Origin of the sequence: Pigmentiphaga daeguensis (genome assembly GCF_039523035.1) — a bacterium.
Classification (GTDB): domain Bacteria; phylum Pseudomonadota; class Gammaproteobacteria; order Burkholderiales; family Burkholderiaceae_B; genus Pigmentiphaga; species Pigmentiphaga daeguensis.
The window spans coordinates 1-21629 of the sequence record NZ_BAAAEN010000021.1 but is presented as its reverse complement, the minus strand read 5'-3'; the positions used below and the strand labels follow the sequence as shown (position 1 = coordinate 21629).

Sequence of the window (21629 nt, the reverse complement as noted above, 5' to 3'; positions counted from 1 at the left end):
ATGGAGTTCCTTCCCATGATTTATTTCATTGAACAAACCATGAACGGCATGGGCTACGGTCTCATGCTGTTCCTGATCGCAGCCGGGCTGACGTTGGTCTTCGGCATCATGGATACTCTGAACCTTGCGCACGGGTCCATGTACATGGTGGGCGGCTACGTCGCCGCCACCGTCCATACGCACAGCGGCTCGTTTCTCGCCGCCGTGCTGGCAGGGATCGTCGCTACGCTGTTGTTCGCCTGCCTGCTGGAAATCGTGCTGTTCAAGAAACTGTACGGCAAGGACCATCTGACGCACGTCATTGCCACGTTCGGCGTCATCCTGATCGCCGACGACACAGTGCGCGCGATTTGGGGCGTGGCGCCGCTCATGGCGCCGACGCCGGCGGCCCTGGCGGCGCCGATCGAGCTGATCGACGGTCTCCCGTACCCGACCTATCGCCTGGTGCTGCTGCTGGCCGGCCTTGCGGTGGCGGCGGGCCTTTATGTGCTGGTCAATCACACCCGCGTCGGGATGCTGGTGCGGGCCGGTGCCTCCAACCGGCGCATGGCCGAATTCATGGGTATCAATGTCAGCCGGGTCTTCACGTGGATTTTCCTGCTTGGCGCCGCATTGGCGGCGCTGGCAGGGGCGTTGATGGGGCCCATCGCCGCCGTGGAGGTCGGCATGGGCGAGAGCATCATGATCCCGGCCATGGTCGTCATCGTTATCGGCGGCGTCGGGTCCATCCGTGGGGTCTTCATTGCCAGCCTGATGGTCGGCATGGTGGAAACCTACGGCAAGGCCTACCTTCCGACCGCGCTCAAGGCGATGCTGCCCGCGGCCGTGGCCACGGACCTGGGCGCGACCCTGACCAGCATTGCCATCTATGCCTTGATGGCATCGGTGCTGGTATTCAAACCGGCCGGGCTGTTCCCGGCCCGAGGCTGAATCCATGAATCTGCAAGCTATCGTGAAACCCGCGGCGCTACCCGGTGCCGCGAGCGCCGGCAGCCCGCTGGGACGGTGGGCGCCATGGGTGCTGCTGGCGGTGCTCGCCGCCTTTCCCTTCCTGAGCCCGGTGCTTGGCTCGGAGTACTACGTCAGCTTCATGCGCCGTCTCTTCATCATCGTCCTGTCGGTCGCGTCGCTCAACTTCGTACTGGGATATGGCGGCCTGGTCGCATTGGGGCAGGCCGGTTTCGTCGGCGTGGGCGCCTACACGCTGGTGGTGCTGACCGACTCCGGGGTCGAGTCGGCCTGGGTCCTGTGGGGAGTGGCAACGCTGGGCGCGGCGATTGCCTCGCTTGTCGTCGGCGTGATTTCGCTGCGCACGCGGGGGACGTACTTCATCATGATCACGCTGGCATTTGCGCAAATGATCTACTACGTCACGGTGTCGCTCAGCGCCTATGGCGGGGATGACGGCTACTCGATTCCCATGCGTCCGGAGCTGGGGCTGGGCCTGGACAGTAACGATGAAGCCACGTTGTACTGGGTGGTGCTGGCATTGACCGTGGCGCTGCTGGCGGTACTAGCACGCATCTCCCATTCCCGCTTCGGCAAGGCGCTGATCGGGTGCCGGGACAATGAAACCCGCATGCTGGCCATGGGCTATCCGGTCTACAGGATCCGCCTGGCTGCCTTCGTCATCGCGGGCGCCGTGGCGGGCCTCTCGGGCGCGCTTCTGGCCACCCACAACAGTTTCGTGAGCCCTTCGATGATCCACTGGACGCAATCGGCGACCGTCATGGTTATCCTGGTGCTGGGCGGTGTCGGCCATCGCTGGGGAGCGGTCGTAGGCACGGCCGTATGGCTGATCCTGGAAGAAACCCTGCGCAACTACACCGATTTCTGGCACTGGCCGCTGGGCCTGTTGCTGATCCTGGCCGTGTTCTGGAAGCCGCGCGGCTTGGCTACGATTTTCGACGGCCGTCGCAAGGAGGAGGCATGAGCCTGTTCGCCGCCCGCCGCCTGGTCAAGCGTTTTGGCGGCCTGACCGCTACCGACCATGTCAGCATCGAAGTGGAGGCCGAGGAGGTGCATGCCTTGATCGGTCCCAACGGCGCCGGCAAGTCGACACTGGTGAACCTGATTTCGGGACTGCTTCAACCTGACGAGGGCACCGTGGAGCTGGATGGCGTGGACTTGACGCCGCTGCCGTCCTATCAGCGCGTACGCAAGGGCTTGTCGCGCTGCTTCCAGGTCACCAGCATTTTCCCCGGCGCCACCGTGCGCGACAATCTGCTGCTGGCTGCGCAGGCCCATAGCGGTTCCAGTTTCCGCTTCATGGCGCCGCGCAATGCCGAAGCGGCGCTGCAGGACCGCGCCCATGAGCTGGCCGTAAGAGTGGGGCTGGATAAGGAATACGACCGCATCGCCGGCGCACTGCCGCACGGTGCCCAGCGCAAGCTCGACGTGGCACTGGCCCTGGCGGCCGATCCCAAGCTGCTGCTGCTGGACGAACCCATGGCCGGCATGGGGCCAGAAGATTCGGCCCGCATGGTCGAGCTCATCCAGCTGCTGCGCACGGACATGGCCATCCTGCTCATTGAACACGACATGAACGCTGTTTTCCAACTTGCCGACCGCATTTCCGTGCTGGTCTATGGCCGGGTGCTCACGTCCGGCACCGCCGCAGACATCAAGGGCAATGCCGAGGTGCAAAGCGTTTATCTCGGTACGGAGGTGCACGCATGAAGCGCGAACCGCTGCTTTCCGCGCGCGGCCTGCAGGCCGGCTACGGCGCCAGCCAGATCCTGTTCGGCATAGACCTCGACATCGAACCCGGCCAGATCGTCACCCTGATGGGCCGCAACGGCATGGGCAAGAGCACCACGATCAAGACGCTGATCGGGGCACTGGGCCTGCGCAACGGCGACATCCGCTTTGCCGGCCAATCCACGGCCAAGCTGCGCGCCGACGCCATTGCCCGGATGGGCATGGCCATCGTGCCCGAAGGCCGCCAGTGTTTTCCCAATCTGACCGTCCGCGAGCACTTGGTCGCCTTTGCCGACAATCGCAACGGCCAGTCCGATGCTTGGACGCTGGACCGGATCTGCGAACTCTTTCCACGCCTGGCCGAGCGTGCGCAGAACATGGGCAACCAACTGTCCGGCGGTGAGCAGCAAATGCTTGCGATCGGGCGGGCACTATCGACCAACCCCCGCCTGCTCATCCTGGACGAAGCGACCGAGGGCCTGGCGCCGGTGATCCGCGACGAGATCTGGCGGTGCCTGAATCTGCTCAAGGCGGCTGGCCAGACCATTCTGGTCGTGGATAAGTACGTCGAAAAGCTGATTGAATTGGCGGACCATCACTTTATTCTCGAACGCGGCCAGGTCGTCTGGCAGGGCTCGTCCGCGGAGCTCGACGGCGACCGCGGCCTGTGGGCCCGTTACCTAGGAGTTTGAAACATGCATCCCTTTTCCATCCGGCAGCACATCGTCGACCGGGTCGTCGCCCGCCGCGGCCGCTATCATCTGCACGACCGGCTGCCGGCCCGCAAGACCGCCTTCGTGGTCATCGACATGCAGCCCACCTTCGTGGCGCCGGGCAGCCCTGCCGAGGTGCCGGAGTCCCGTTCCATCGTCGGCAACATCAATCGGCTGGCGGCCGGCGTACGCGCCAAGGGAGGCTTGGTCATCTGGGTCACGCACGCCAACCAGAAGGTGGGCGACGGGTCGGACTGGTCATCGTTCTACGACCATTTTGTCGCGGCCGATGTGCGCGCCCGCACGATCGATGCGAACGCGCCGCGTGCGCCGCGCGAGTCGCTCTGGCACGAGCTGCAGGTCGAGGAGGGCGACGTGCACGTGAGCAAGAACCGGTACAGTGCGCTGGCGCATGGGTCTTCCGGGCTGGAGCGGGTGCTGCGCAGCGCCGGTATCACGACGCTGCTGATTGCCGGGACCAAGACCAATATCTGCTGCGAGTCGACCGGTCGTGACGCCATGATGCTCGACTTCTTTCCGGTCATGGTGCCGGATTGCCTCGCCGCGCTGTCCGATGAAGAGCACCGGGCAGCACTGGAGACCTTCATCCAGAACTTTGGCGATGTCTACGAATCGGCGGAAGTCATAGAGCGGCTGGACTGAGCCGTTCGGCCGCAGCGGCGTACCGGCGCTGCGGGCCACAGCTGAGTCGATGGGCCGGGCGGCGGGGCTGCCTGGCCCGTTCGCTATCAGGACGCCATCTTGCAGTCCTGCACGTGGGCGTCCTGGTGCTTTTCCACCACTATGCCGTCGAGCTTGTTGGTGATGGTTCCGTCCGGCAGCTTGACGATGGTGCGCTGATAGAACGCCTGCACCGGGAAGTTGTTGGGACCGTAGTTGACGCGTCCACGCAGCGTCTCGAAGTTGGCGGCCTTGAGCGCCTTGAGCAGCGCCGCTTTGTCCTTGAGGTTGCCGCCGACGTCGCGCACGGCGGCGTCCATGGCCATGATGGTGTCATAGGCCTGGGCCGCATAGACCGACGGGAAGTGCCCATATTTCTTCTTGTACGCGGCAACGAACTCGACGTTGGCCGGCACTTTCAGGTCATGGGCCCAATGGGCGGTGTTGGTCGTACCCAGCATGCTTTCGCCTACGGCGCGAATCACGTCTTCATCGGCGCCTGAGCCCGAGATCAGCAGCGGCGTGTCTTTCAGCCCGCCCGCCACATACTGCTTGATGAAATTGATCCCCATGCCGCCGGGAAGGAAGACGTAGACCGCGTCGGGCTTGGAGGACCGGATCTGGGCGATTTCGGCGGCATAGTCGATCTGCCCGACCTTGGTGTAGACCTCGTTCTGGATCTCGCCTTTGTAGAAGCGCTTGAAGCCGCCCAGGTGGTCTTTGCCCGCGGGATAGTTGGGCGCAATAATCACGACTTTCTTGTAGCCCTTGGTGTTTGCCAGGATGCCGGCCGTCTCATCGTAGGTGTCGTTCTGGTACAGGCCGAAGAAGTACGGATTGCATTGCTTGCCGGCATATTGGCTCGGACCGGGGTTGCTGGACAGGAAGGGCACCTTGGCGGCGAACAGCGCAGGGCCGGCCGCCAGGGCGGAGTTGGAGGCGATGGGGCCGGTGAAAAAGTCGATCTTGTCGCGGTCGACGTAGCGCTTGACCAACTGGATGACCTGGTCCGGGCTGCCGGCGAAGTCGTTCTTGAGGAACTGGGCCGGCTGCCCGCCCAGTTTGCTGCCCAGCTTTTCGATGGCAAGATCGAAACCATCGCGCGCTTCTGCCCCGGCTGTTGCGAAGGGCCCCGACAGGTCGAGAGCGAGGCCGACCTTGATCGGGTCGGCGGCATGCGCCATGCCGGCAAAGCCGAAAGCGAGCGCGGCAATGGAAAGGGCGAGCGGTGATTTGCGCATAGTGGCTCCCTGTATGGATTGGAGATGGCGCGCCAGGACCAAGTGTCCCGGGCCGGTTGGTGACACTTGGTGACATTGTGGAGGGCGCGCCGGAGCCGGGACAATCCGAATTCGGCAAAGCAGGTCGGCCGGATGTCCGAATCCGGAAACCGGCGGATGGACGGGAAGGGGCAGCCGCGCTACTTGCGGGCCATCAGCAGGGGCGCGATATCGGCCGCCAGCCGGTTCAGCGCCGGAGCGACGGTGGATACCAGGTAGTCGTCGGTGAACAGCGCGCTGGAGGCCCCGCAGGTCAGTACCAGCGTGCGGTTGCGATCGGCCGGCTGCACCGGTACCCCGATGGCGTTGAAGTTTTCTTGCGGATAGCGCATGAAGACCGCGCCGTGGCTCGCATAGTCGGCCAGGGCGGCTTCCAGCCGGCCCGGGTCGCGTGCCGGGTCCCATTCGCCGCGGGTTTGTAGCGTGCCGATGACCTGTCGGCGCTCCCCGACGTCGAGGGCTGCCAGGTAGGCCAGACCAAGCGAGGAATCGGTCAGACCCACGGTGGACCCGATATGCAGCATCACCCGCCGCGCGGTCGCGGGTTCGCTGCGTTGGATGACCACCATTTTCGACTCGTGGCGTTCGCCCAGCAGCACCGTGGTTCCCAGTTCATCCGCCACTGCTTTCATCAGCGGCGCCGCGTACTGGTTGATGTCGGTTTGCGCCACGACGGAATAGCCGAGCAACAAGGCCGCGGCGCCGATACGCAGCTTGTCGTTGGCGGTGGGAACCAGGTAGCCGAGCCTAACCAGTGTCTTGCACAGCCGCCAGGCCGTCGGCTGCGGCAGGCCGGTGAGCTTGGCGATTTCGGTCGTGCCCAGTTCCGGGTGGCCAGGGGTAAAGCAGCGCAGCACTTGCAGGCCGCGCGCCAAGGCCGTGACGAACAGTGGATCTTCTTCTTTCATGGAACGCCCTTGACACCGCGCTCGGGCGACGCGCAGAATAAATTCATAAAACGAATTGTATATTCATACAATGAATTGATAAAGTCCATGAAGCAAGACTGCACGCCCGAGTTGGCCGAAATGCGGCCGGCCATCCGCCGCTTCGTCACGGAACGCCTGGAGCCGCTCGCCCGCCAGATCGACCGCGAAGGCGTCGTACCGCCAGCCGCGTTGGACCAGATGCGGGGGCAGGGCTACCTGGGCATGCGGCTGCCGGCCGAACATGGCGGCGGAGACTTCGACCTGTCGACGTATTGCCTGGTCATGGAAGAGGTGGCACGCTCGCACCGGATCTTCACCGTCATGCTGGATTGCACCAGCGGCCTGACCCCGATTGCCATCGCCCGGCATGGCACTCCGGCGCAGCGGGAAAAATACGTGGCCAAGCTGGCCAAGGGCGAATGGCTGGCCAGCTTCGCGCTGACCGAGCCGGACGCCGGATCCGATGCGGCCGCCCTGCGAACCACGGCGCAGAAGGTGGCGGGCGGCTGGATGATCCAGGGCGTGAAGCAGTTCATCAGCGCGGCACATCGCGCACAAGTCCTCATGGTGCTCGCCGTGACCGATCCGTCCAAGCGCGCGCGCGGCGGCATCACGGCCTTCCTGGTCGACCGCGGAACGCCCGGCATGCATATCGACCGCATCGACAAAACCATCGGCTCGGATCCCATTGAATTGGCCGAGATCCGGTTCGAGGATTGCCGGGTTCCCGACGAAGCCGTGCTGGGACAGGTCGGCGGCGGGTTCGGGATCGCGATGGAGTCGCTGGCCAGCGGCCGCATGGGGGTCTCGGCAGCATGCATAGGGACTGCCGACCGCCTGCTGGAGGATGCCATCGAATACGCGAAGACGCGCGTGACGTTCGGCCAGCCGCTGGCGCAGCGCCAGGCTATCCAATGGATGCTGGCCGATTCGGCCACCGAGCTGGCATTGGCCAGGTCACTGGCCTACGACACCATGCGGCGTATCGACGCCGGCGAAGACGCCGGTACGGCCCCGAGCATGGTCAAGCTTTTCTGTTCCGAAATGGTCGGTCGGGTCGCCGATCGTGCGGTGCAGATTCTTGGCGGTTCGGGGTTGATCCGCGGCGTGCCGGTCGAACGCTTTTATCGCGATGTGCGCCACTATCGCATAGGCGAGGGCGCTTCCGAAATCCAGCGCATGCTGATTGCGCGGGCGCTTTTGAAGTAAGGAAAGCGCGATGCCGGCAGACCACGGATCCCATCCTTCCATTGCGAGGCGTCTTGCGTCATTCGCCCTAGGCTTGCGGCGGGACGATCTCTCGCCAGCCAGGCAGGAAAAAGTGTCGCTGATCCTGGCCGACTTTCTGGGCTGCATGCTGGCAGGGTCGGTGCTGCCCGAGGCCTCGACGGCTTTCGTGCTGGCTCAGCCCGGCCCGGTAAGGATCCCGGGAGCACCGGCTGGACTGAGCGCGGAATCGGCGGCCATTGCGATGGGCGCGCTGGGCTCGCTGCTGCAGCTGCACGATGGTTTCGGCAACGGCGGAAACCATCCCAGCAACAGCATCATTCCCGCGGTCTGGTGCATGCGCGAAGGACGGTCGATGGAAGCCGTCCACACGGCGATCGCCGTCGGCTATGAAGTGGCCAATCGGCTGGCAGCCAGCGCGCACCCTGCCTTGACCCTGGCCGGGCTGGCACCGACTTCCTGCACCGGCGCCATCGGCGCCGCGGCGGCGCTGGGCCGCTTGCTCGAGTTGGACGAAGCGACGCTGGTCCGGGCGTTGAGCAACGCGGCGTTCTCGTTTCCCGCGGCCGCCTTGCGCGGGCTGACCGGACACGGTTCGGCCGTGCCCTTGCATGGAGGCTTGGCCGCCCGCTGTGCGCTCGAAGCCGTGCGGATGGCGCAGGCGGGGCTGTGCGCCGGCGAACGCATTTTCGACGATGGCGACGACCCCGGAGTGCTGGCAGTGCTGCATAGCCGCGGGTTCGATTGCCCACCCGAGACTTGGCGAGGGGAGATGCTCGACGGCGTCTACTTCAAGGCCATACCGGCATGCCGCCACGCCCAGCCGGCCATCGACGCCATCGAAGCCATTTGGCGCGAGGGGCCGTTGGCCGCCGAGGATATCGTCCGCGTCGACCTTCATACCTATCCGGTGGCGTTGCGCTTCGGCAAGGTGCCCAACGCGCGGCACGAGCTGTACGACCGGCTGATGAGCGTGGTCTGGGCCGTGGCCAGCGCGCTTCGCCACGGACGCTACGACTTGTCCAATGTCCGCGCCCCGGCCATTGACCCGGCGGTTTGCGCGCTCTACGACAAGATCCATCTTCATGTCGATGAGGGCTATAGCGCGCTGTACCCCCGTTTCCTCCCCGCCAGGGTCGAGCTTACGCTGTCCGGCGGGCAACGCCGCACCGGCTTGTGCATGATGGAATATGGCACGCCATCGGAACATGGACCTTACTCGCCATTGGGAACCAATGTGCCTCCCTTGGGCAGGGAAGGGGTCAAACGCAAATTCCTCGGCCTGGCGCAAGCTGCGCTGGAAGCCGCCGAGGCCGACGCGCTATGGAGTGAAGTACGAGCGGTACGGGGACTGAGCAACTAGACTGCATGCCGATGCATGGCGAACTCGATGACTAGCCCATCTAATTGTTCTATTGACAGAACAATAGATCATCCATACAGTTTGTGGAGAATCCTGAATGCATGAGGCAGCGCATGTCTGAGGCCAAGCTCGATCCAGTCACCCTGGCCGTCCTGAAAGGCCGGCTGGAGCAGATCGCCGATGAGATGGACGCCACGCTCTACCGCAGTGCGTTCAATCCCATCATTGCCGAGGCCCACGATGCCTGCCACGGGATCTACGACGGTGCGACCGGCGATACCCTGGTACAGGGCAAATCGGGGCTGCCGGTGTTCGTCGGGGCGATGGCGTTCGCGGTGCGGGCGGCGGTCCAGGCGGCGCAGCCGCTGGGCGGCATGCGCGAAGGCGAGGTCTGGCTGTTCAACGATCCCTACGAAGGCGGCACGCACGCCAATGATTTCAAGCTGGTCAAGCCCTTCTTCCTGGAAGGCCGGCTGGTCTGTTTCCTGGCCTCGGCCGCGCATTGGCACGACGTGGGCGGCAACGTTCCCGGCAACTACAACCCGGCGGCTACCGAGTGCTGGCAAGAGGCGGTCCAGATCCCGCCGGTGCGCATCGTGCAGCAAGGGGAAGTGAATCCCGACGTGCTGGCCATCCTGCGCGCCAATACGCGCATGCCCGACAGCCTGTGGGGCGACCTGAACGGGCAGCTCGCGGCGCTGGAACTGGGCGAGCGGCGCCTGGCCGAGCTGTTCGCGGCCTATGGCGAGGCGCGGGTGACGGGCGCCATGGGCGCGCTGCGCGAACGGGCGCGCAGGCTGATGCGGGCGCACATCGCGTCGCTGCCCGATGGCCGCTATGCATTCGAGGATTATCTGGACAACGACGGCATCCGCGACGACATGCTGCGCGTCGCGCTGGACATGACGGTGGAAGGCGAGCGGCTGGTGCTGGATTTCTCGCGCACCTCGGGCCCCTGCGCGGGGGCGGTCAACATTTCGCGCGCCACCGCGGTAGCGGCGTGCTATGTCGCGCTCAAGCACCTCTTTCCCGACGTGCCGGCCAATGCCGGCGTGCTGGATGCGGTCGAGTTCGTGATGCCCGAGGGCCTGTTGATCACGGCGCAGCGGCCGCGGCCGGTCGGCGGCTACACCGAGACCATCCTGCGCATGATAGACGTGGTCTTCAGCGCGGCGGCGCAGGCCGATCCGGCGCGCGCCGTGGCGCAGGCCTACGGCACGATCAACGCGCTGTCCATAGCGGGGCTGCGCAGCGACGAAGGGCGCCGGGGCCAGCGCTGGGTGATGTTCAGCTTCTTCGGGGGCGGCCACGGCGGCCATGCCGGCGGCGATGGCCTGAGCCACGGCAACGCGCCCATTTCCACGGCCACGATACCGCCGCTGGAGATCATCGAGGCCGCGTATCCGGTGCGCTTCACGCAGTGGTCGCTGCGGCCCGATTCGGGCGGGGCCGGCACGCACCGGGGCGGCCTGGGCGCGGTCTACGAGATCGAACTGCTGGAGCAGTCGGCGCAGGCTTTCATCTTCGGCGAGCGCGGCAAGTCCGCGCCCAAAGGCATCGCGGGCGGCGGCGACGGCGCGTTGAACCGGTTCAGCTATTGCGTGGACGGCCAGTGGCGGACCCCGCCCATGGTGTCGAAGATGATGGGGATACCGCTCTCGCGCGGGGACAGGGTCAGGCTGGAGACCCCGGGCGGGGGCGGCTATGGCGATCCCGCGCGGCGCAGCGGCGCCGCCGTGGAGCGCGACCGGGCCATGGGCTATGTGACGGAGGGTGGGCAGTGAGCGGGCAGCAGCGGGTCGTCGGCGTCGACGTGGGCGGAACATTCACCGACCTGTTCGTGCTGGACGAGGCGGACCAGTCGGTGGCGGTGGTCAAGGTCCCCTCCACGCGAGGCGAGGAAGCGGTCGGCTTCATGAACGGCATCGCGCGGCTGGACGATGCCGCCGGCGGCGCGGCCGGCATCGCCACCATCATCCATGGCACCACCGTGGGCACCAATGCGCTGCTCGAGCGCAAGGCCGCGCGCACGGGTTTGATCACCACGCGCGGCTTCGCCGACGTGCTCGAGATGCGGCGGCGCGACCGGCCGCATACCTGGGGACTGCGCGGAGAATACCTGCCTCCCATCTCGCGCGACCTGCGCAAGGAAGTGGACGAGCGCGTGCTGGCCGACGGTTCCATCCACACCGAAGTGGACCTGGACCAGGTCGAGGCCTGCGTGCGCGAACTGCTGGCGCAGGGCTGCGAGGCGGTCTGCGTCTTCTTCATCAACACCTATGCCAACCCGGCCAACGAGGCGGCGGCGGTGGCGCGCGTGCGCGAACTGTGGCCCAACGACTGCGTGACCTCGTCGGCCGAGGTCCTGCCCGAGATCCGCGAGTTCGAGCGTGTCTCCACGGCCAGCCTCAACGCGGCATTGCAACCCGTCGTGGGCGGCTACCTGCGGCGGCTGGAAGGCGACCTGCGCGAACGCGGCTTCGGCGGGCAACTGATGATCGTGCAAAGCAACGGCGGAGTGATGTCGCGGCAGACCGCCTGCGAGCTGCCCGTGCGCACGACGCTGTCGGGCCCCGCGGCGGGGGTCATCGCCTGCGCCGCGATCGCGCGCGCGGCCGGCCATCCTGACGTGATGACCGGGGACATGGGCGGAACCTCGTTCGACGTCTCGCTGGTGGTGGACGGGCGGGTGGCGCTGGCCGAGCAGACCAGCATCGCCTTCGGCATGGTCGTGCGCTCGCCCATGATACAGATCGAGACCATAGGCGCCGGCGGCGGGTCGATCGCCAAGGTGGATGCCGGCGGCATGCTGCAGGTCGGACCCGAGTCGGCGGGCAGCCGGCCCGGGCCGGCCTGCTACGGGCACGGCAATCCCTATCCCACGGTCACCGACGCCAACCTGCTGCTGGGCCGCATCGACGCCGCGCGGCCGCTGGGCGGAGGCCTTCTGGGCACGCTGGACGCGGAACTGGCGCGCGCCGCCATCCGCGCCCACGTCGCCGAGCCGCTGGGCCTGGACGTGCTGGAGGCGGCCGAGGCCATCCTGACCGTGGCCAATGCCAAGATGGCGGGCGCCTTGCGCCTGGTGTCCATCGAGAAGGGACACGACCCGCGCCGGTTCGCCTACATGCCCTTCGGCGGAGGAGGCGGGCTGCACGTGTGCGCGATGATGCGCGAGACGGGCGTGGAGACGGGCATCGTGCCGCGCTATCCCGGCGTGACCTCGGCGCTGGGCTGCGTGATGGCCGACCTGCGCCACGATGCGGTGCGGACCATCAACCGCGGCCTGCACGAGGTGGATTTCGAGACCCTGCGCGCGCTGGTCGGGGAGTTCCGCGAGCGCTGCGACGTGCACCTGGCCTCGGCCGGCGTGGCCATCGCCTCGGTGCGCGAGGAACTCTTCCTGGACATGCTCTACCAGGGCCAGACCCATACCGTGATGGTGCCGGTCCAGGCCGACCACCTGCACGCCGGGGCCGTGGCCGCCGCGTTCGAGGCCGCGTATCGCGCCGAGTTCGGGCGGCTGTTGCCGGGCATTGCCGTGCGCATCATGAACCTGCGCTACGCGCGGATCGGCGTGCGGCCCAAATTCGACCTGCGCCTGCTGGCACCTCCGGCCGATGCGCGGCCCAGGCCGGCCGACACGCAACGTGTGCACGTGAACGGCGCGTGGATGGACGTGCCGCGCCATGCGCGCCTGGAGCTGCCCGTGGGCACGCGAGTCGAGGGGCCGGCCATCCTGGAGCAGCCCGATACCACCGTATGGCTGGAGCCGGGCTTCTCGGCCACGACGGACGACCACGGCAATCTGATCCTGAAACCGGTTTGATCCGGGCGGGATGGCCCGCCCGGCATGCGATGCAGTCCCGTAGACGATGAGGTAGGCGAAATGAGATCCCGCATCAAGCTTCGTGAGTACCTGGCCATCCTGTGCGCCGCGCTGGCGGCCGGCGTGCCGGCCGCGGTCCGTGCGCAGGACTATCCGTCGCGCCCGGTCATGATGGTCAACACCTGGGCGCCCGGCGGCCCGTCCGACGCCATCATCCGGCCGCTGCTGGAAAAGTTCTCGCAGAAGTTTGGCCAGCCCTTCGTGCTGGAGAACCGCAGCGGCGCCAACGGCAGCATAGGCACCAGCTACGTGGCGCGGTCCAGGAACGACGGCTATACGCTGCTGTTCGCCAACGTCGGGCCGATCGCCATCAGTCCCTGGCTGCCCGACAAGCCCAGCTACGATTCGATCAAGGACTTCCAGCCCATCGGCCAGATCGTGTCGGGCTCCACGGTGCTGGTGGTGGCGCCATCGTTCCCGGCCTCGAACATGCGCGAATTCATCGACTACGCGAAGAAGCATCCCGGCAAGATCACCTACGGGTCGGTGGGCATAGGAAGCAGCACGCACGTGGCGGGCGCCACGCTGGCCAAGATGGCCGGCATCCAGATGGTCCACGCGCCTTACCGGGGGTCTTCGCAGATCCAGGTCGACATCATGTCCGGCCAGATCCAGTCCGCCTTCGTGAGCCTGGGCGGCGCGCTGGAACTGATCCGCGCGGGCAAGCTCAAGGCGATCGCGGTCAGCACCCAGTCGCGCTCGTCGGTGTTGCCCGACGTGCCGGCCGTGTCCGAGACCGTGCCGGGCTTCGACTTCAATGTCTGGTACGGGCTGATGGCGCCCGCAGGCACGCCCAGGGACGTGGTGCAGGCCCTGGCCGATGCGCTGAAGGAAGCGATGGCGATGCCCGACATCAGGAACCGGCTGCTGGCCAGCGGCCTGGACCCGCATCCGACCGGCCCGGCCGAGTTCGCCAGGAAGATCGAGCAGGACCTGGCGGCCTGGAAGCAGGCGGTCGCCAACGCCAACCTGACGCCGTAATCGAGGAAGCGAGATGACCTCCCACAGCTACGACATCCCGGCGATCGACGCCGTGGTCAATATCTGGACGCCCGAGCTGCTGGCGCAACGGCCCAAGCGCGATGCCTTCTACAGCGGCAAGATGAACGTCGATACGGCCATCATGCAAGGGTTGTCGCACGAGGACATGCTGCGCCGCATGGACGCCGCCGGCATCGAACAGGCCTTCCTGATCGCCGCCAAGGTAGGGCCCTGGCAGCATCGCGCCAGCTACCACGTGCCCTACGAGGCGGTGGCCGAGGCGGTCAATCGCCATCCCGACCGCTTCCACGGCCTGGCCGGACTCGACCCCACGGAAGGCATGCGAGGCGTGCGGGAGCTGGAGAAGGCCGTGCGGGAATACGGCTTCATCGGCGCGCATTTCTATCCCCATTGGTTCGAGCTCGCGCCCGATCACGCGAAGTGGTATCCCTTCTACGCCAAGTGCGCGGAACTGGACGTGCCGGTGCAGCTCCAGGTGGGGCAGTCCATGATCTACGACCCTTCGCACCGGCTGCGCAGCGTGGGCCGGCCCATCTGCCTGGACGCGGTGGCCTGCGATTTTCCGGAGCTCAAGATCATCGGGATACATGTGGGCATACCCTGGACCGAGGAGATGATCGCCATGGCCTGGAAGCATCCCAACGTCTACATCGGCACGGACGCCCACAGCCCCAGGTACTGGCCCGAGGCCTTCGTGAAGTACATCGACAGCTACGGCCAGGACAAGGTGATGTTCGGCACCGATTTTCCCATCCTGGATTTCAAGCGCGCGCGGGACGAGATCGAGGCCCTGGGCCTGCGGCCCGGCTCCCGGGAAAAGCTGTTGCGCGGCAACGTGCTGCGTGTCTACGGACTGGACCGATGAGCACGGGAATGCCGATGCGCGGCCCGAACATCGCGGACCAGCTGACCCTGCACGCGAGCCAGCGGCCCACCAAGCCCGCCATCATCCATCGCGATCGGGTCATCGACTATCGCCGGCTCGACCTGCTGGTGCGACAACGGGCTTCGCTGTTGCTGGAGATGGGCGTGCAGCCGGGTGACGTGGTGGGCGTGGCGCTGAAGGACACGCCCGAGCACCTGGTCATGCTCTACGCCGTGGCGCGCGCCGGGGCGGTGATCCTGCCGGTGGACTGCCGCTGGCAAGCCGGCGAGAAACTCAGGGTGGCGCGGCATTTCGGCGCGCGCTGCGTGCTGGTCGAGCCTGGAGACGACTTCGCGCCAGGCCTGTGCGTGGCGGCCGACGAGGCCTGGCTGGCCCGCGCGGAGCAGGTCGTGGTGCGCGACCGTTACGCCGAGGAGGACCGCGGCTTCTGCCTGTCGCTGTCGTCGGGGACCACGGGACGGCCCAAGGGGCCGCTGCTGTCGCATGCGCAGTTCATGAGCCGCTTCTTCACGCACTACGCCGACCTGGGGTTCGGCAGCCGCGAGACCTACATCAACGCCACGCCGCTGTACTTCGGCGGCGGGCGCGCGTTCTCGGTCTCGTCGCTGTACGTGGGGGCCACGACGGTGCTGTGCCCGCCGCCCTACAAGGTCGAGGAACTGGCCGCCGAGGTGGCGCGCACGGGCGCCACGATCACCTTCCTGGTACCCACGCTGCTGCGGCGCGTGTTGCAGGCCGAGCCGCGCGACGTGGCGCCGCTGCGCGGCCTGCGCACGCTGATCTCGTCGGGCTCGCCGCTGACGGCCGAGGAGCGGCGCCGCATCCGCAACGAGGTCTGTCCCAATTTCATCGAGTACTACAGTTCCACCGAGGGCGGCGGCGTGACCGTGCTGTCCAACCAGGAACTGGAGGCGCAGCCCGCCTCCGTCGGCCGGCCGGTGTTCGGCGTGCGCCTGCAGGTCGTCGACGAACAGGACCACTCATTGCCGCCCGGCGAAGTCGGGCGTATCCGTTACGAGGGCGCCACGGTGGCGCAGGGTTTCCACCGCGACGAGGAGGCGAGCAGGGAGGCCTTCCGCGACGGCTTCTTCTACCCGGGCGATCTGGGCTACCTGAACGAAGAAGGCTACCTGTTCCTGTGCGGCCGGGCCAAGGACATGATCATCCGCGGCGGCGTGAACATCTATCCGCTGGAGATCGAGTCCATCCTCATGACGCACCCCGACGTGCAGGAAGCGGCGGTGGTGGGCCTGCCCTCGAAGGAATTCGACGAAGAAGTGGCCGCCTTCGTGATGATGCGTGGCGATCGCGACGCGGCGGCCCTGGCCGCCTGGTGCAGGGAACGGCTGGCGCCCTACAAGGTGCCGCGCCATTTCCGCTTCGTCGACGAGTTCGAGCGCAATTCGGCCGGCAAGATCATCAAGAAGCGCCTGATCGAGGGACCGACCCCGGATTAGCCGGTGGCTGCCCGTTTTCGCGCCATGGTCCGCAAACCCGCATGGTTGCTGGCGCCGGATGATTTGTCCGCAGCCTTTCCCCAGGGTTGTTCACAGCGGGTGGGGATAAGTCCGGCTGCCGGGTAGTATATGGGGTGAGCCGTTCCCGCCTTCCGGGAGATCCCGTGAACACCGACCCTTCCCCGACCGCCGCCCGGTTGCGCCAGGTATTGACGGATACCGGCGCCTACAGCCTGCACCAGTCGTTCGACTACGGAGGCCGGCTGGCCGGCAGCGTGGTGCATTGCAGCTTCGATGCCCATGAGTTGTCCTGCCCGGCGCTGCCCCACATGCTCCTGCTCGTCTCGCACGAGTACCGGCTGAGGTCCGCCAGATTCGACCTGGGCTGGGGCTACCGCGACCATTTCGTCAATTTCGTCAATCCGCTGCACCTGATTCCGCCCGGCACCGCTTTCCGCTGGGTCAAGGACGGGCCCGCCCGGGTGTCGCTGCTGACGTTCGACCAGCAGGCTGCGCTGGAGATGTTCGAGGAACTGGGGTGCGAGCGGCCGGTGGATGGCATGTGGTCGCTGGCCCAGCGCGGCTTCGTGAGTCCGCTGGTCTACACGGCCCTGGGAGCGTTCGTCCGGGACCTGGGGGCCGGCCAGGTCTCGCGCCTGCTGTCCGACAGCTTCGGCGCGCTGGTGTTGAACGAACTGGGCAAGAAGTGGCGGGCGGAGCCGGCGGCCGCGACGGCGCCGCGCCTGAGTCCCCAGGCGTTGCGCAAGGTCACCCGCTACATGGACGAACACCTGGCCGAGGACATTTCCCTGGCCGAGCTGGCCGCCTTGTGCGGCTTGAGCCGATACCATTTCCTGCGCTGCTTCAAGGCCGCGCAGGGCGTGTCCCCATACCGCCACCTGACCGCGATGCGGGTGGAGCGGGCCCGCCACCTGCTGGCGACGACGGGCCAGCCCGTCTCGTACGTCGCCAGCGTCTGCGGCTTCGCGTCGGCGGGCGCGATGGGCCGGGCCTTGAAGAAGGCCCTGGGCAGTTCGGCCTCGGCCTACCGCGCCACGGCCGGCCACTACGACGCCTGAGCCCGGACGCCGGCCTCGACCTTGCGCGGGGCCGTCTCCTTCAGGAACAGCGACACGGCGAGGCCGATCGCGATGCCGCCCAGCGCCAGGTACAGCGTGTACTGGATGCCATGGTGCTGGGCGATGTAGCCGGCCACCACGGGCGCGACCCCGCCGCCGAAGATCTCGCCCAGGCCGCTGACCGTGCCGATGGCCGAGGCCACCATGCCGGGAGGCGCCGCCTCGGTGGCGATGGGCCCGGTCATCAGGGCCAGCAGTCCGAAGCAGAAGAACGACACCACCAGCAGCACCCCGAACAGCGCCCAGGGCGAGGCATCGGTGCGGATGAAGGCATACAGGGCCAGCGCGGCGCCGACGAAGGCCAGGAAGGCGGCGGCGCGGCGGCCGATGAAGTCCGAGATGCCGGGCACGCCGAATTCACCGAAGAACCCGCCGATGCCGATGGCCGAGACCACCAGTCCCATTTGCTGCGGTGTCAGCTTGAGGTAGTCGGTCAGGTAGTTGGGCACCATGGCGCCGACCACGAAGATGCCGGTCATCGCGCACAGGATGGAGGCGACCGCGAGCAGCAGGTTGCGCCGGCGCAGCAGTTCCTTCCAGGACAGCGTGGCCCCGGCAGCCGGCGCGGCGGGCAGCCCGCCCTGGACACCGGTGCCGGGTTCGCGGATGACCTTGTACATGAACCAGGCGAGGATCAGGCCAGGCACCGCCGACAGGAAGAACACATAGTGCCAGGAGGGCAGTACGTCCATCAGCTGGGTGGCGATGATGGGTGCGAGCCCCAGTCCGAACAGCGGAAAGGCGCTCTGCTGCAGTCCCTGGTTCAGGCCGCGGCGCCGCGGATGCGAGGCCTCGCCGGCCGCGGCCACGCTGGTGGGGCAGAAGGAGCCCTCGGCGACGCCCATGACCGTGCGGATCAGCATCAGGCTGATCAGGCCCGTGGCCAGCCCCGACAATCCGGACAGGCAGGAGAACGCGATGGCGGCAGGGATCAGGACCTTGCGTCGGCCGACGCGGTCCGAGACCCGGCCCATGGTGATGGAGAACACGCCCCAGGCCAGGCCCAGCACCCCGATGAGCAGGCCGAGGTCCTGGTAGGACAGATCCAGGTCCTTCATCATGAAGGGGAACATGGGGGCGAGCAGCCAGCGGTCCAGGCCCATCAGGCCGAAGCCCAGGGCGAGGATGGTGACGGCCTTCCATTCGTAGGCGGTATCGTGCACGAGTGGCCGGGTCATGGTCATGCTCCGCCCAGCGCGTCCAGCACCTGGCGCGTGGAGACGACCTTGCCGAACACCCGGTCGATGGTGGCGAGCGTGGCGCGATGCGAGGCGTCGTCGAATCCGCCGGTGGCGTCGTCCACGAAAAAAACCCGCAGGTCGCGCATGAAGGCGCTGCGCGCGGTCGACTCGCAGCAGACGCTGGTGACCGTACCCGTGATGATCACGCTGTCGGCGACGTTGCGGCCCCGGATGTTGCGGATGACGGTCTCGAGGCGGGTGTTGTAGAACGCGTCGTAGCGATGCTTGGGTATGACGACCTCGCCGGGCAGGGGGGCCAGCTCGGCGATGATCTCGACCCCGGGCGTGCCCGCGCGCATGCCGGCCGTCTTCAAGTGCGGCAACTGGGTCGTCTCCAGCGGCGAGACGTCGAATCCGTCGTACAGCACGTGCTGGGTGTAGATGACCGGGACACCGGCCTCGCGCGCGCGGGCGACCAGCGCGGCCATGGCGGGGACGCGCTGGCGGGCGGCGGCGACCTCCATGGGCGCGTCCGGCAGGACGAAGTCGTTCTGCATGTCGACGACCAGCAGGACGGCCTTGGCGGGATCAAGGGAAAGGGAAGAGGGCATGCGAGAGGCCTCCGTGGGGTGGGTGGAAGGCCGAACATAGCGCCGCCGGCCGCGGGCCAAGCGCAGGAAATTGCGGTGGCAGCGCAAAAGTTGCGCAGTGGATGAGGAGCCTGCCCATTTTCGCGTCACCGCCCGCAGACCCGCATGGAATCTAGGCCGGGTGAAGTTGTGCCCGTGCTTTCCCCAGGGTTTTCCACATCGCCTGGGGATAAATCGCGCAGGCCCTAGCGGAGGTGGGCGGCTTCCCGTGGCGGACGGTCGGGCCAGGTGCCGTCGCGCGCCAGGCGGGCCGCGGTGGCGACGACCAGGTCCCGGATGCCGGCCACGGCGCTGTGCGATGCGCCGTGCGAGGTGGCCAGCACCACCTGCGCGGTGGTGCGCAGGTCGGAAACCGGCGTGGCCTGTACGCGCCCGGCCTGCCATTCCTCGATGAAGGACGAGACGATCATGACCGAGCTGCCGTTGCCGGCGGCGATCAACTGCACGGTCTGTGCCATGGAGTCCAGCTCGTGCTTGATCCTGAGCGCCAGGCCGCGCTGCTCGGCCTCGCGCGACAGCATCTGGCGCACGCGGTGGCGCAGCGTGGGCAGCACGAGGTCCATGCGGGCCAGTTCGGCGAAGGGGACCACATGGGAGGGCGGGGAGCCGTCCGCGGGCGACACCAGGTACAAGGGTTCGTCGCGCAGGGTGTCGATGAGGTGGGGACTGCCGGTTTCCCCCACGGTGAACAGGATGGCCATCTCGAGCCGGTTCTGCTTCAACAGCGCCTCGAGTTCGTCGGTCATCGCCTCGACCACGTGCAGCGTGACCTCGGGATGGGCCTCTTCGACCGCCTGCAGCAGGGGCACCGTCATCATGCGGCTGATGCTGCTGGGAATGCCGATGCGCACGATGCCGCGGGGCGATTCCGCGTCCTGCCGCAAGTCGTGTTCGGCGGCCGCCACCATGTCCAGGATGCGCCGCGCATGGCCGAGCAGCTTGCGGCCGGACGGCGTGGGCTGCACGCCATGGGCATCGCGCACGAACAGGCGCGTGCCCAGGGAGTCCTCCAGCTTCTGGATCTGCGCGCTGAGCGCGCTTTGCACGACGTGAAGGCGTTCGGCCGCCTGCGAGAAGCTGCCGGTTTCCAATATCGTGACGAAATAACGCAGGCGTCGCAGGTCCATGTCGGGCGTGGTCCGGGGCCATCGCGGATCCAGATGGGGGCATCTGAAAAAAACGTTACCCGGGCTGGGGAACGACTGCCATTATAGGTGGCTGTTCCATCCGTTCCGGTCCCATGTACGCCGCTCCTCCCGACCTGGCCACCGAGATCCACGCCGCGTTGCCGCCATCCCTGCACCTGGTGCGATCCATGTCGCCCTGGGTGAAGGCGCGGGGAGCCGGACCCCTGCATTCCTTCCTGGAAGGGCCCGCCTTCGACCGCGACGGTACGCTGTATTGCACCGACCTGGCCCATGGCAGGATCTTCCGCGTCGATCCGGCGGGACGGTTCGCGCTGGCATGCCGCTACGACGGCGAGCCCAACGGGCTCAAGCTGCATCGCGATGGTCGTCTCTACATCGCCGACCGGCGCCACGGCATCATGACCATGTTTCCCCGGGACAGCCGTCCGCGGGCCCTGCTCGCGCCGGACGAGGCCCGTGGGCTCCAGGGCGTCAACGACCTGCTGTTCGCCGCCAACGGCGACCTGTATTTCACCGACCAGGGCGACAGCGCGCTGAACCGGCCCACGGGCCGGCTGTGCCGGCTGCGGCGCGACGCCGGCCACGTCGAGACCCTGGTGGATGGCCTGGCAGGCCCGAACGGGCTAGCCTTCGCGCCGGGCGAACGCCTGCTTTACCTGGCCGTGACCCGCGACAACGCCATCTACAGCGTGCCGCTGGACGAGGCGGGGCGGGTCGGCAAGGTGGGGCGTTTCATCCAGCTGTCCGGCAGTCCCACCGGCCCGGACGGCCTGGCGACGGACGCCCACGGCAATCTGGCCGTGGTCCACGCGGGGCTCGGATCGGTGTGGCTGTTCAGCGCCATGGGCGAGCCGCTGCTGCGCATCCGTTCGTGCGCGGGCCGCCGCACCACGAACGTCGCCTATGGGGGGCCCGATCGGCGCACGCTGTACGTGACCGAAGCGGAGCAGGGCGTGATCCTGGCCGCCCGGCTGCCCGAACCCGGCCTGCCGCCATACGCACACACATGAAGAAAGACAACGAGGAGACCCGATGAAACACACCGCGCTTGCGCTGACCATCATGACCGGCGCGCTGGGCGCCGCGCACGCACAGGACTACCCGACCCGCCCGATACGCCTGATCGCGCCGTTCGCGGCGGGCAGCTCGGTGGACATCCTGGCACGTGCGCTGGCGCAGCCCTTGTCGCGGCAGCTGGGCCAACCGGTGGTGGTCGAGAACAAGGGCGGCGCGGGTGGCAACATAGGCGTGGACATGGTCGCCAAGGCGCCCAAGGACGGCTATACGATAGGTGTCGAGTCCCGGACGATCATAAGGCCGCCGATGGAACAAATGAGGGTGTGAATCATACCACCCACTCATAGCCTGCATAGGCGTCTTGCTC

General features: G+C 67.1%; 19 protein-coding genes and 1 pseudogene. 15 read left to right on the top strand and 5 right to left on the bottom strand.

Translation table 11 applies throughout. The annotated features are described in order from the left end of the window. Genes ABD104_RS22175 through ABD104_RS22155 form a run of 5 tightly spaced genes read left to right on the top strand, consistent with a single transcriptional unit; the run spans window position 1 to window position 4076 of the window. Window positions 1-930: a branched-chain amino acid ABC transporter permease gene (locus tag ABD104_RS22175; protein WP_343928210.1), complete on the top strand. Its 930-nt coding sequence runs from the start codon at window positions 1-3 to the stop codon at window positions 928-930. A gap of 4 nt (window positions 931-934) precedes the next feature. Then, window positions 935-1933 (top strand): branched-chain amino acid ABC transporter permease, encoded by a 999-nt coding sequence (locus ABD104_RS22170; RefSeq protein ID WP_343928209.1) that lies wholly within the window; start codon window positions 935-937, stop codon window positions 1931-1933. Beyond that, the gene (locus ABD104_RS22165; protein ID WP_343928208.1) at window positions 1930-2679 is read left to right on the top strand and encodes an ABC transporter ATP-binding protein; all 750 of its coding nucleotides are present in this window, start codon (window positions 1930-1932) and stop codon (window positions 2677-2679) included. The genes ABD104_RS22170 and ABD104_RS22165 overlap by 4 nt, the downstream gene beginning before the upstream one ends. Next, on the top strand, window positions 2676-3392 hold the full coding sequence (locus tag ABD104_RS22160; RefSeq protein ID WP_425543353.1) for an ABC transporter ATP-binding protein: 717 nt from the start codon (window positions 2676-2678) through the stop codon (window positions 3390-3392). The genes ABD104_RS22165 and ABD104_RS22160 overlap by 4 nt, the downstream gene beginning before the upstream one ends. Window positions 3393-3395: 3 nt before the next feature. Further along, window positions 3396-4076 (top strand): isochorismatase family protein, encoded by a 681-nt coding sequence (locus tag ABD104_RS22155; RefSeq protein WP_343928207.1) that lies wholly within the window; start codon window positions 3396-3398, stop codon window positions 4074-4076. Window positions 4077-4162: 86 nt separating this feature from the next. On the opposite strand, the gene ABD104_RS22150 is transcribed toward ABD104_RS22155, so the two are convergent. Beyond that, window positions 4163-5335 (bottom strand): ABC transporter substrate-binding protein, encoded by a 1173-nt coding sequence (locus ABD104_RS22150; RefSeq protein WP_343928206.1) that lies wholly within the window; start codon window positions 5333-5335, stop codon window positions 4163-4165. A 179-nt stretch (window positions 5336-5514) separates the two neighbouring features. Further along, window positions 5515-6282 carry an IclR family transcriptional regulator gene (locus ABD104_RS22145; protein WP_343928205.1) on the bottom strand — a complete coding sequence of 256 codons (768 nt, stop codon included), beginning with the start codon at window positions 6280-6282 and terminating at the stop codon, window positions 5515-5517. Between the two features lie 87 nt (window positions 6283-6369). On the opposite strand from ABD104_RS22145, the gene ABD104_RS22140 reads away from it, so the two are divergent. The 8 genes from ABD104_RS22140 (at window position 6370) to ABD104_RS22105 (ending at window position 17206) form a co-directional block, all read left to right on the top strand. Next, entirely contained in the window at window positions 6370-7512 is a 1143-nt protein-coding gene (locus tag ABD104_RS22140) for an acyl-CoA dehydrogenase family protein (protein ID WP_343928204.1), read from the top strand. 10 nt (window positions 7513-7522) lie between these two features. After that, entirely contained in the window at window positions 7523-8893 is a 1371-nt protein-coding gene (locus ABD104_RS22135; protein WP_343928203.1) for an MmgE/PrpD family protein, read from the top strand. Window positions 8894-9006: 113 nt separating this feature from the next. Beyond that, window positions 9007-10677, top strand: a complete 1671-nt coding sequence (locus ABD104_RS22130; RefSeq protein WP_343928202.1) for a hydantoinase B/oxoprolinase family protein — start codon at window positions 9007-9009, stop codon at window positions 10675-10677. Continuing rightward, window positions 10674-12722: a hydantoinase/oxoprolinase family protein gene (locus ABD104_RS22125; protein ID WP_343928201.1), complete on the top strand. Its 2049-nt coding sequence runs from the start codon at window positions 10674-10676 to the stop codon at window positions 12720-12722. The genes ABD104_RS22130 and ABD104_RS22125 overlap by 4 nt, the downstream gene beginning before the upstream one ends. 60 nt (window positions 12723-12782) lie before the next feature. Beyond that, on the top strand, window positions 12783-13763 hold the full coding sequence (locus ABD104_RS22120; RefSeq protein ID WP_176400837.1) for a Bug family tripartite tricarboxylate transporter substrate binding protein: 981 nt from the start codon (window positions 12783-12785) through the stop codon (window positions 13761-13763). A 13-nt stretch (window positions 13764-13776) separates the two neighbouring features. Continuing rightward, window positions 13777-14649 (top strand): amidohydrolase family protein, encoded by an 873-nt coding sequence (locus ABD104_RS22115; protein WP_343928200.1) that lies wholly within the window; start codon window positions 13777-13779, stop codon window positions 14647-14649. After that, the gene (locus tag ABD104_RS22110; protein ID WP_343928199.1) at window positions 14646-16127 is read left to right on the top strand and encodes a class I adenylate-forming enzyme family protein; all 1482 of its coding nucleotides are present in this window, start codon (window positions 14646-14648) and stop codon (window positions 16125-16127) included. Before ABD104_RS22115 ends, ABD104_RS22110 begins: the two co-directional genes overlap by 4 nt. Window positions 16128-16291: 164 nt before the next feature. Beyond that, the gene (locus ABD104_RS22105) at window positions 16292-17206 is read left to right on the top strand and encodes an AraC family transcriptional regulator (protein ID WP_343928198.1); all 915 of its coding nucleotides are present in this window, start codon (window positions 16292-16294) and stop codon (window positions 17204-17206) included. Here ABD104_RS22105 and ABD104_RS22100 read toward each other — a convergent pair. The 3 genes from ABD104_RS22100 to ABD104_RS22090 form a co-directional block, all read right to left on the bottom strand. Further along, the gene (locus tag ABD104_RS22100; RefSeq protein WP_087841145.1) at window positions 17194-18444 is read right to left on the bottom strand and encodes an MFS transporter; all 1251 of its coding nucleotides are present in this window, start codon (window positions 18442-18444) and stop codon (window positions 17194-17196) included. The genes ABD104_RS22105 and ABD104_RS22100 overlap by 13 nt on opposite strands. A 2-nt stretch (window positions 18445-18446) precedes the next feature. After that, window positions 18447-19058, bottom strand: a complete 612-nt coding sequence (locus ABD104_RS22095; RefSeq protein ID WP_087841146.1) for an isochorismatase family protein — start codon at window positions 19056-19058, stop codon at window positions 18447-18449. A gap of 224 nt (window positions 19059-19282) precedes the next feature. Continuing rightward, window positions 19283-20224, bottom strand: a complete 942-nt coding sequence (locus tag ABD104_RS22090) for a LysR family transcriptional regulator (RefSeq protein WP_343928197.1) — start codon at window positions 20222-20224, stop codon at window positions 19283-19285. Window positions 20225-20337: 113 nt separating this feature from the next. Between ABD104_RS22090 and ABD104_RS22085 the strand changes: the two genes are divergently transcribed. Then, window positions 20338-21255: an SMP-30/gluconolactonase/LRE family protein gene (locus ABD104_RS22085; RefSeq protein WP_343928196.1), complete on the top strand. Its 918-nt coding sequence runs from the start codon at window positions 20338-20340 to the stop codon at window positions 21253-21255. 22 nt (window positions 21256-21277) lie between these two features. After that, a pseudogene (locus tag ABD104_RS22080) lies at window positions 21278-21508 on the top strand (Bug family tripartite tricarboxylate transporter substrate binding protein); the annotation flags it as partial. Between the last annotated feature and the right edge of the window lie 121 nt (window positions 21509-21629).

Excerpts from the sequence above, each read along its gene's own strand:
- ABD104_RS22095 (WP_087841146.1), bottom strand. The coding sequence starts at position 19,058 with ATGCCCTCTTCCCTTTCCCTTGATCCCGCCAAGGCCGTCCTGCTGGTC.
- ABD104_RS22090 (WP_343928197.1), bottom strand. The coding sequence starts at position 20,224 with ATGGACCTGCGACGCCTGCGTTATTTCGTCACGATATTGGAAACCGGC.
- ABD104_RS22135 (WP_343928203.1), top strand. The coding sequence starts at position 7,523 with ATGCCGGCAGACCACGGATCCCATCCTTCCATTGCGAGGCGTCTTGCG.
- ABD104_RS22085 (WP_343928196.1), top strand. The coding sequence starts at position 20,338 with ATGTACGCCGCTCCTCCCGACCTGGCCACCGAGATCCACGCCGCGTTG.
- ABD104_RS22145 (WP_343928205.1), bottom strand. The coding sequence starts at position 6,282 with ATGAAAGAAGAAGATCCACTGTTCGTCACGGCCTTGGCGCGCGGCCTG.
- ABD104_RS22170 (WP_343928209.1), top strand. The coding sequence starts at position 935 with ATGAATCTGCAAGCTATCGTGAAACCCGCGGCGCTACCCGGTGCCGCG.
- ABD104_RS22150 (WP_343928206.1), bottom strand. The coding sequence starts at position 5,335 with ATGCGCAAATCACCGCTCGCCCTTTCCATTGCCGCGCTCGCTTTCGGC.
- ABD104_RS22155 (WP_343928207.1), top strand. The coding sequence starts at position 3,396 with ATGCATCCCTTTTCCATCCGGCAGCACATCGTCGACCGGGTCGTCGCC.
- ABD104_RS22175 (WP_343928210.1), top strand. The coding sequence starts at position 1 with ATGGAGTTCCTTCCCATGATTTATTTCATTGAACAAACCATGAACGGC.
- ABD104_RS22130 (WP_343928202.1), top strand. The coding sequence starts at position 9,007 with ATGTCTGAGGCCAAGCTCGATCCAGTCACCCTGGCCGTCCTGAAAGGC.
- ABD104_RS22110 (WP_343928199.1), top strand. The coding sequence starts at position 14,646 with ATGAGCACGGGAATGCCGATGCGCGGCCCGAACATCGCGGACCAGCTG.
- ABD104_RS22120 (WP_176400837.1), top strand. The coding sequence starts at position 12,783 with ATGAGATCCCGCATCAAGCTTCGTGAGTACCTGGCCATCCTGTGCGCC.
- ABD104_RS22160 (WP_425543353.1), top strand. The coding sequence starts at position 2,676 with ATGAAGCGCGAACCGCTGCTTTCCGCGCGCGGCCTGCAGGCCGGCTAC.
- ABD104_RS22115 (WP_343928200.1), top strand. The coding sequence starts at position 13,777 with ATGACCTCCCACAGCTACGACATCCCGGCGATCGACGCCGTGGTCAAT.
- ABD104_RS22165 (WP_343928208.1), top strand. The coding sequence starts at position 1,930 with ATGAGCCTGTTCGCCGCCCGCCGCCTGGTCAAGCGTTTTGGCGGCCTG.
- ABD104_RS22100 (WP_087841145.1), bottom strand. The coding sequence starts at position 18,444 with ATGACCCGGCCACTCGTGCACGATACCGCCTACGAATGGAAGGCCGTC.
- ABD104_RS22140 (WP_343928204.1), top strand. The coding sequence starts at position 6,370 with ATGAAGCAAGACTGCACGCCCGAGTTGGCCGAAATGCGGCCGGCCATC.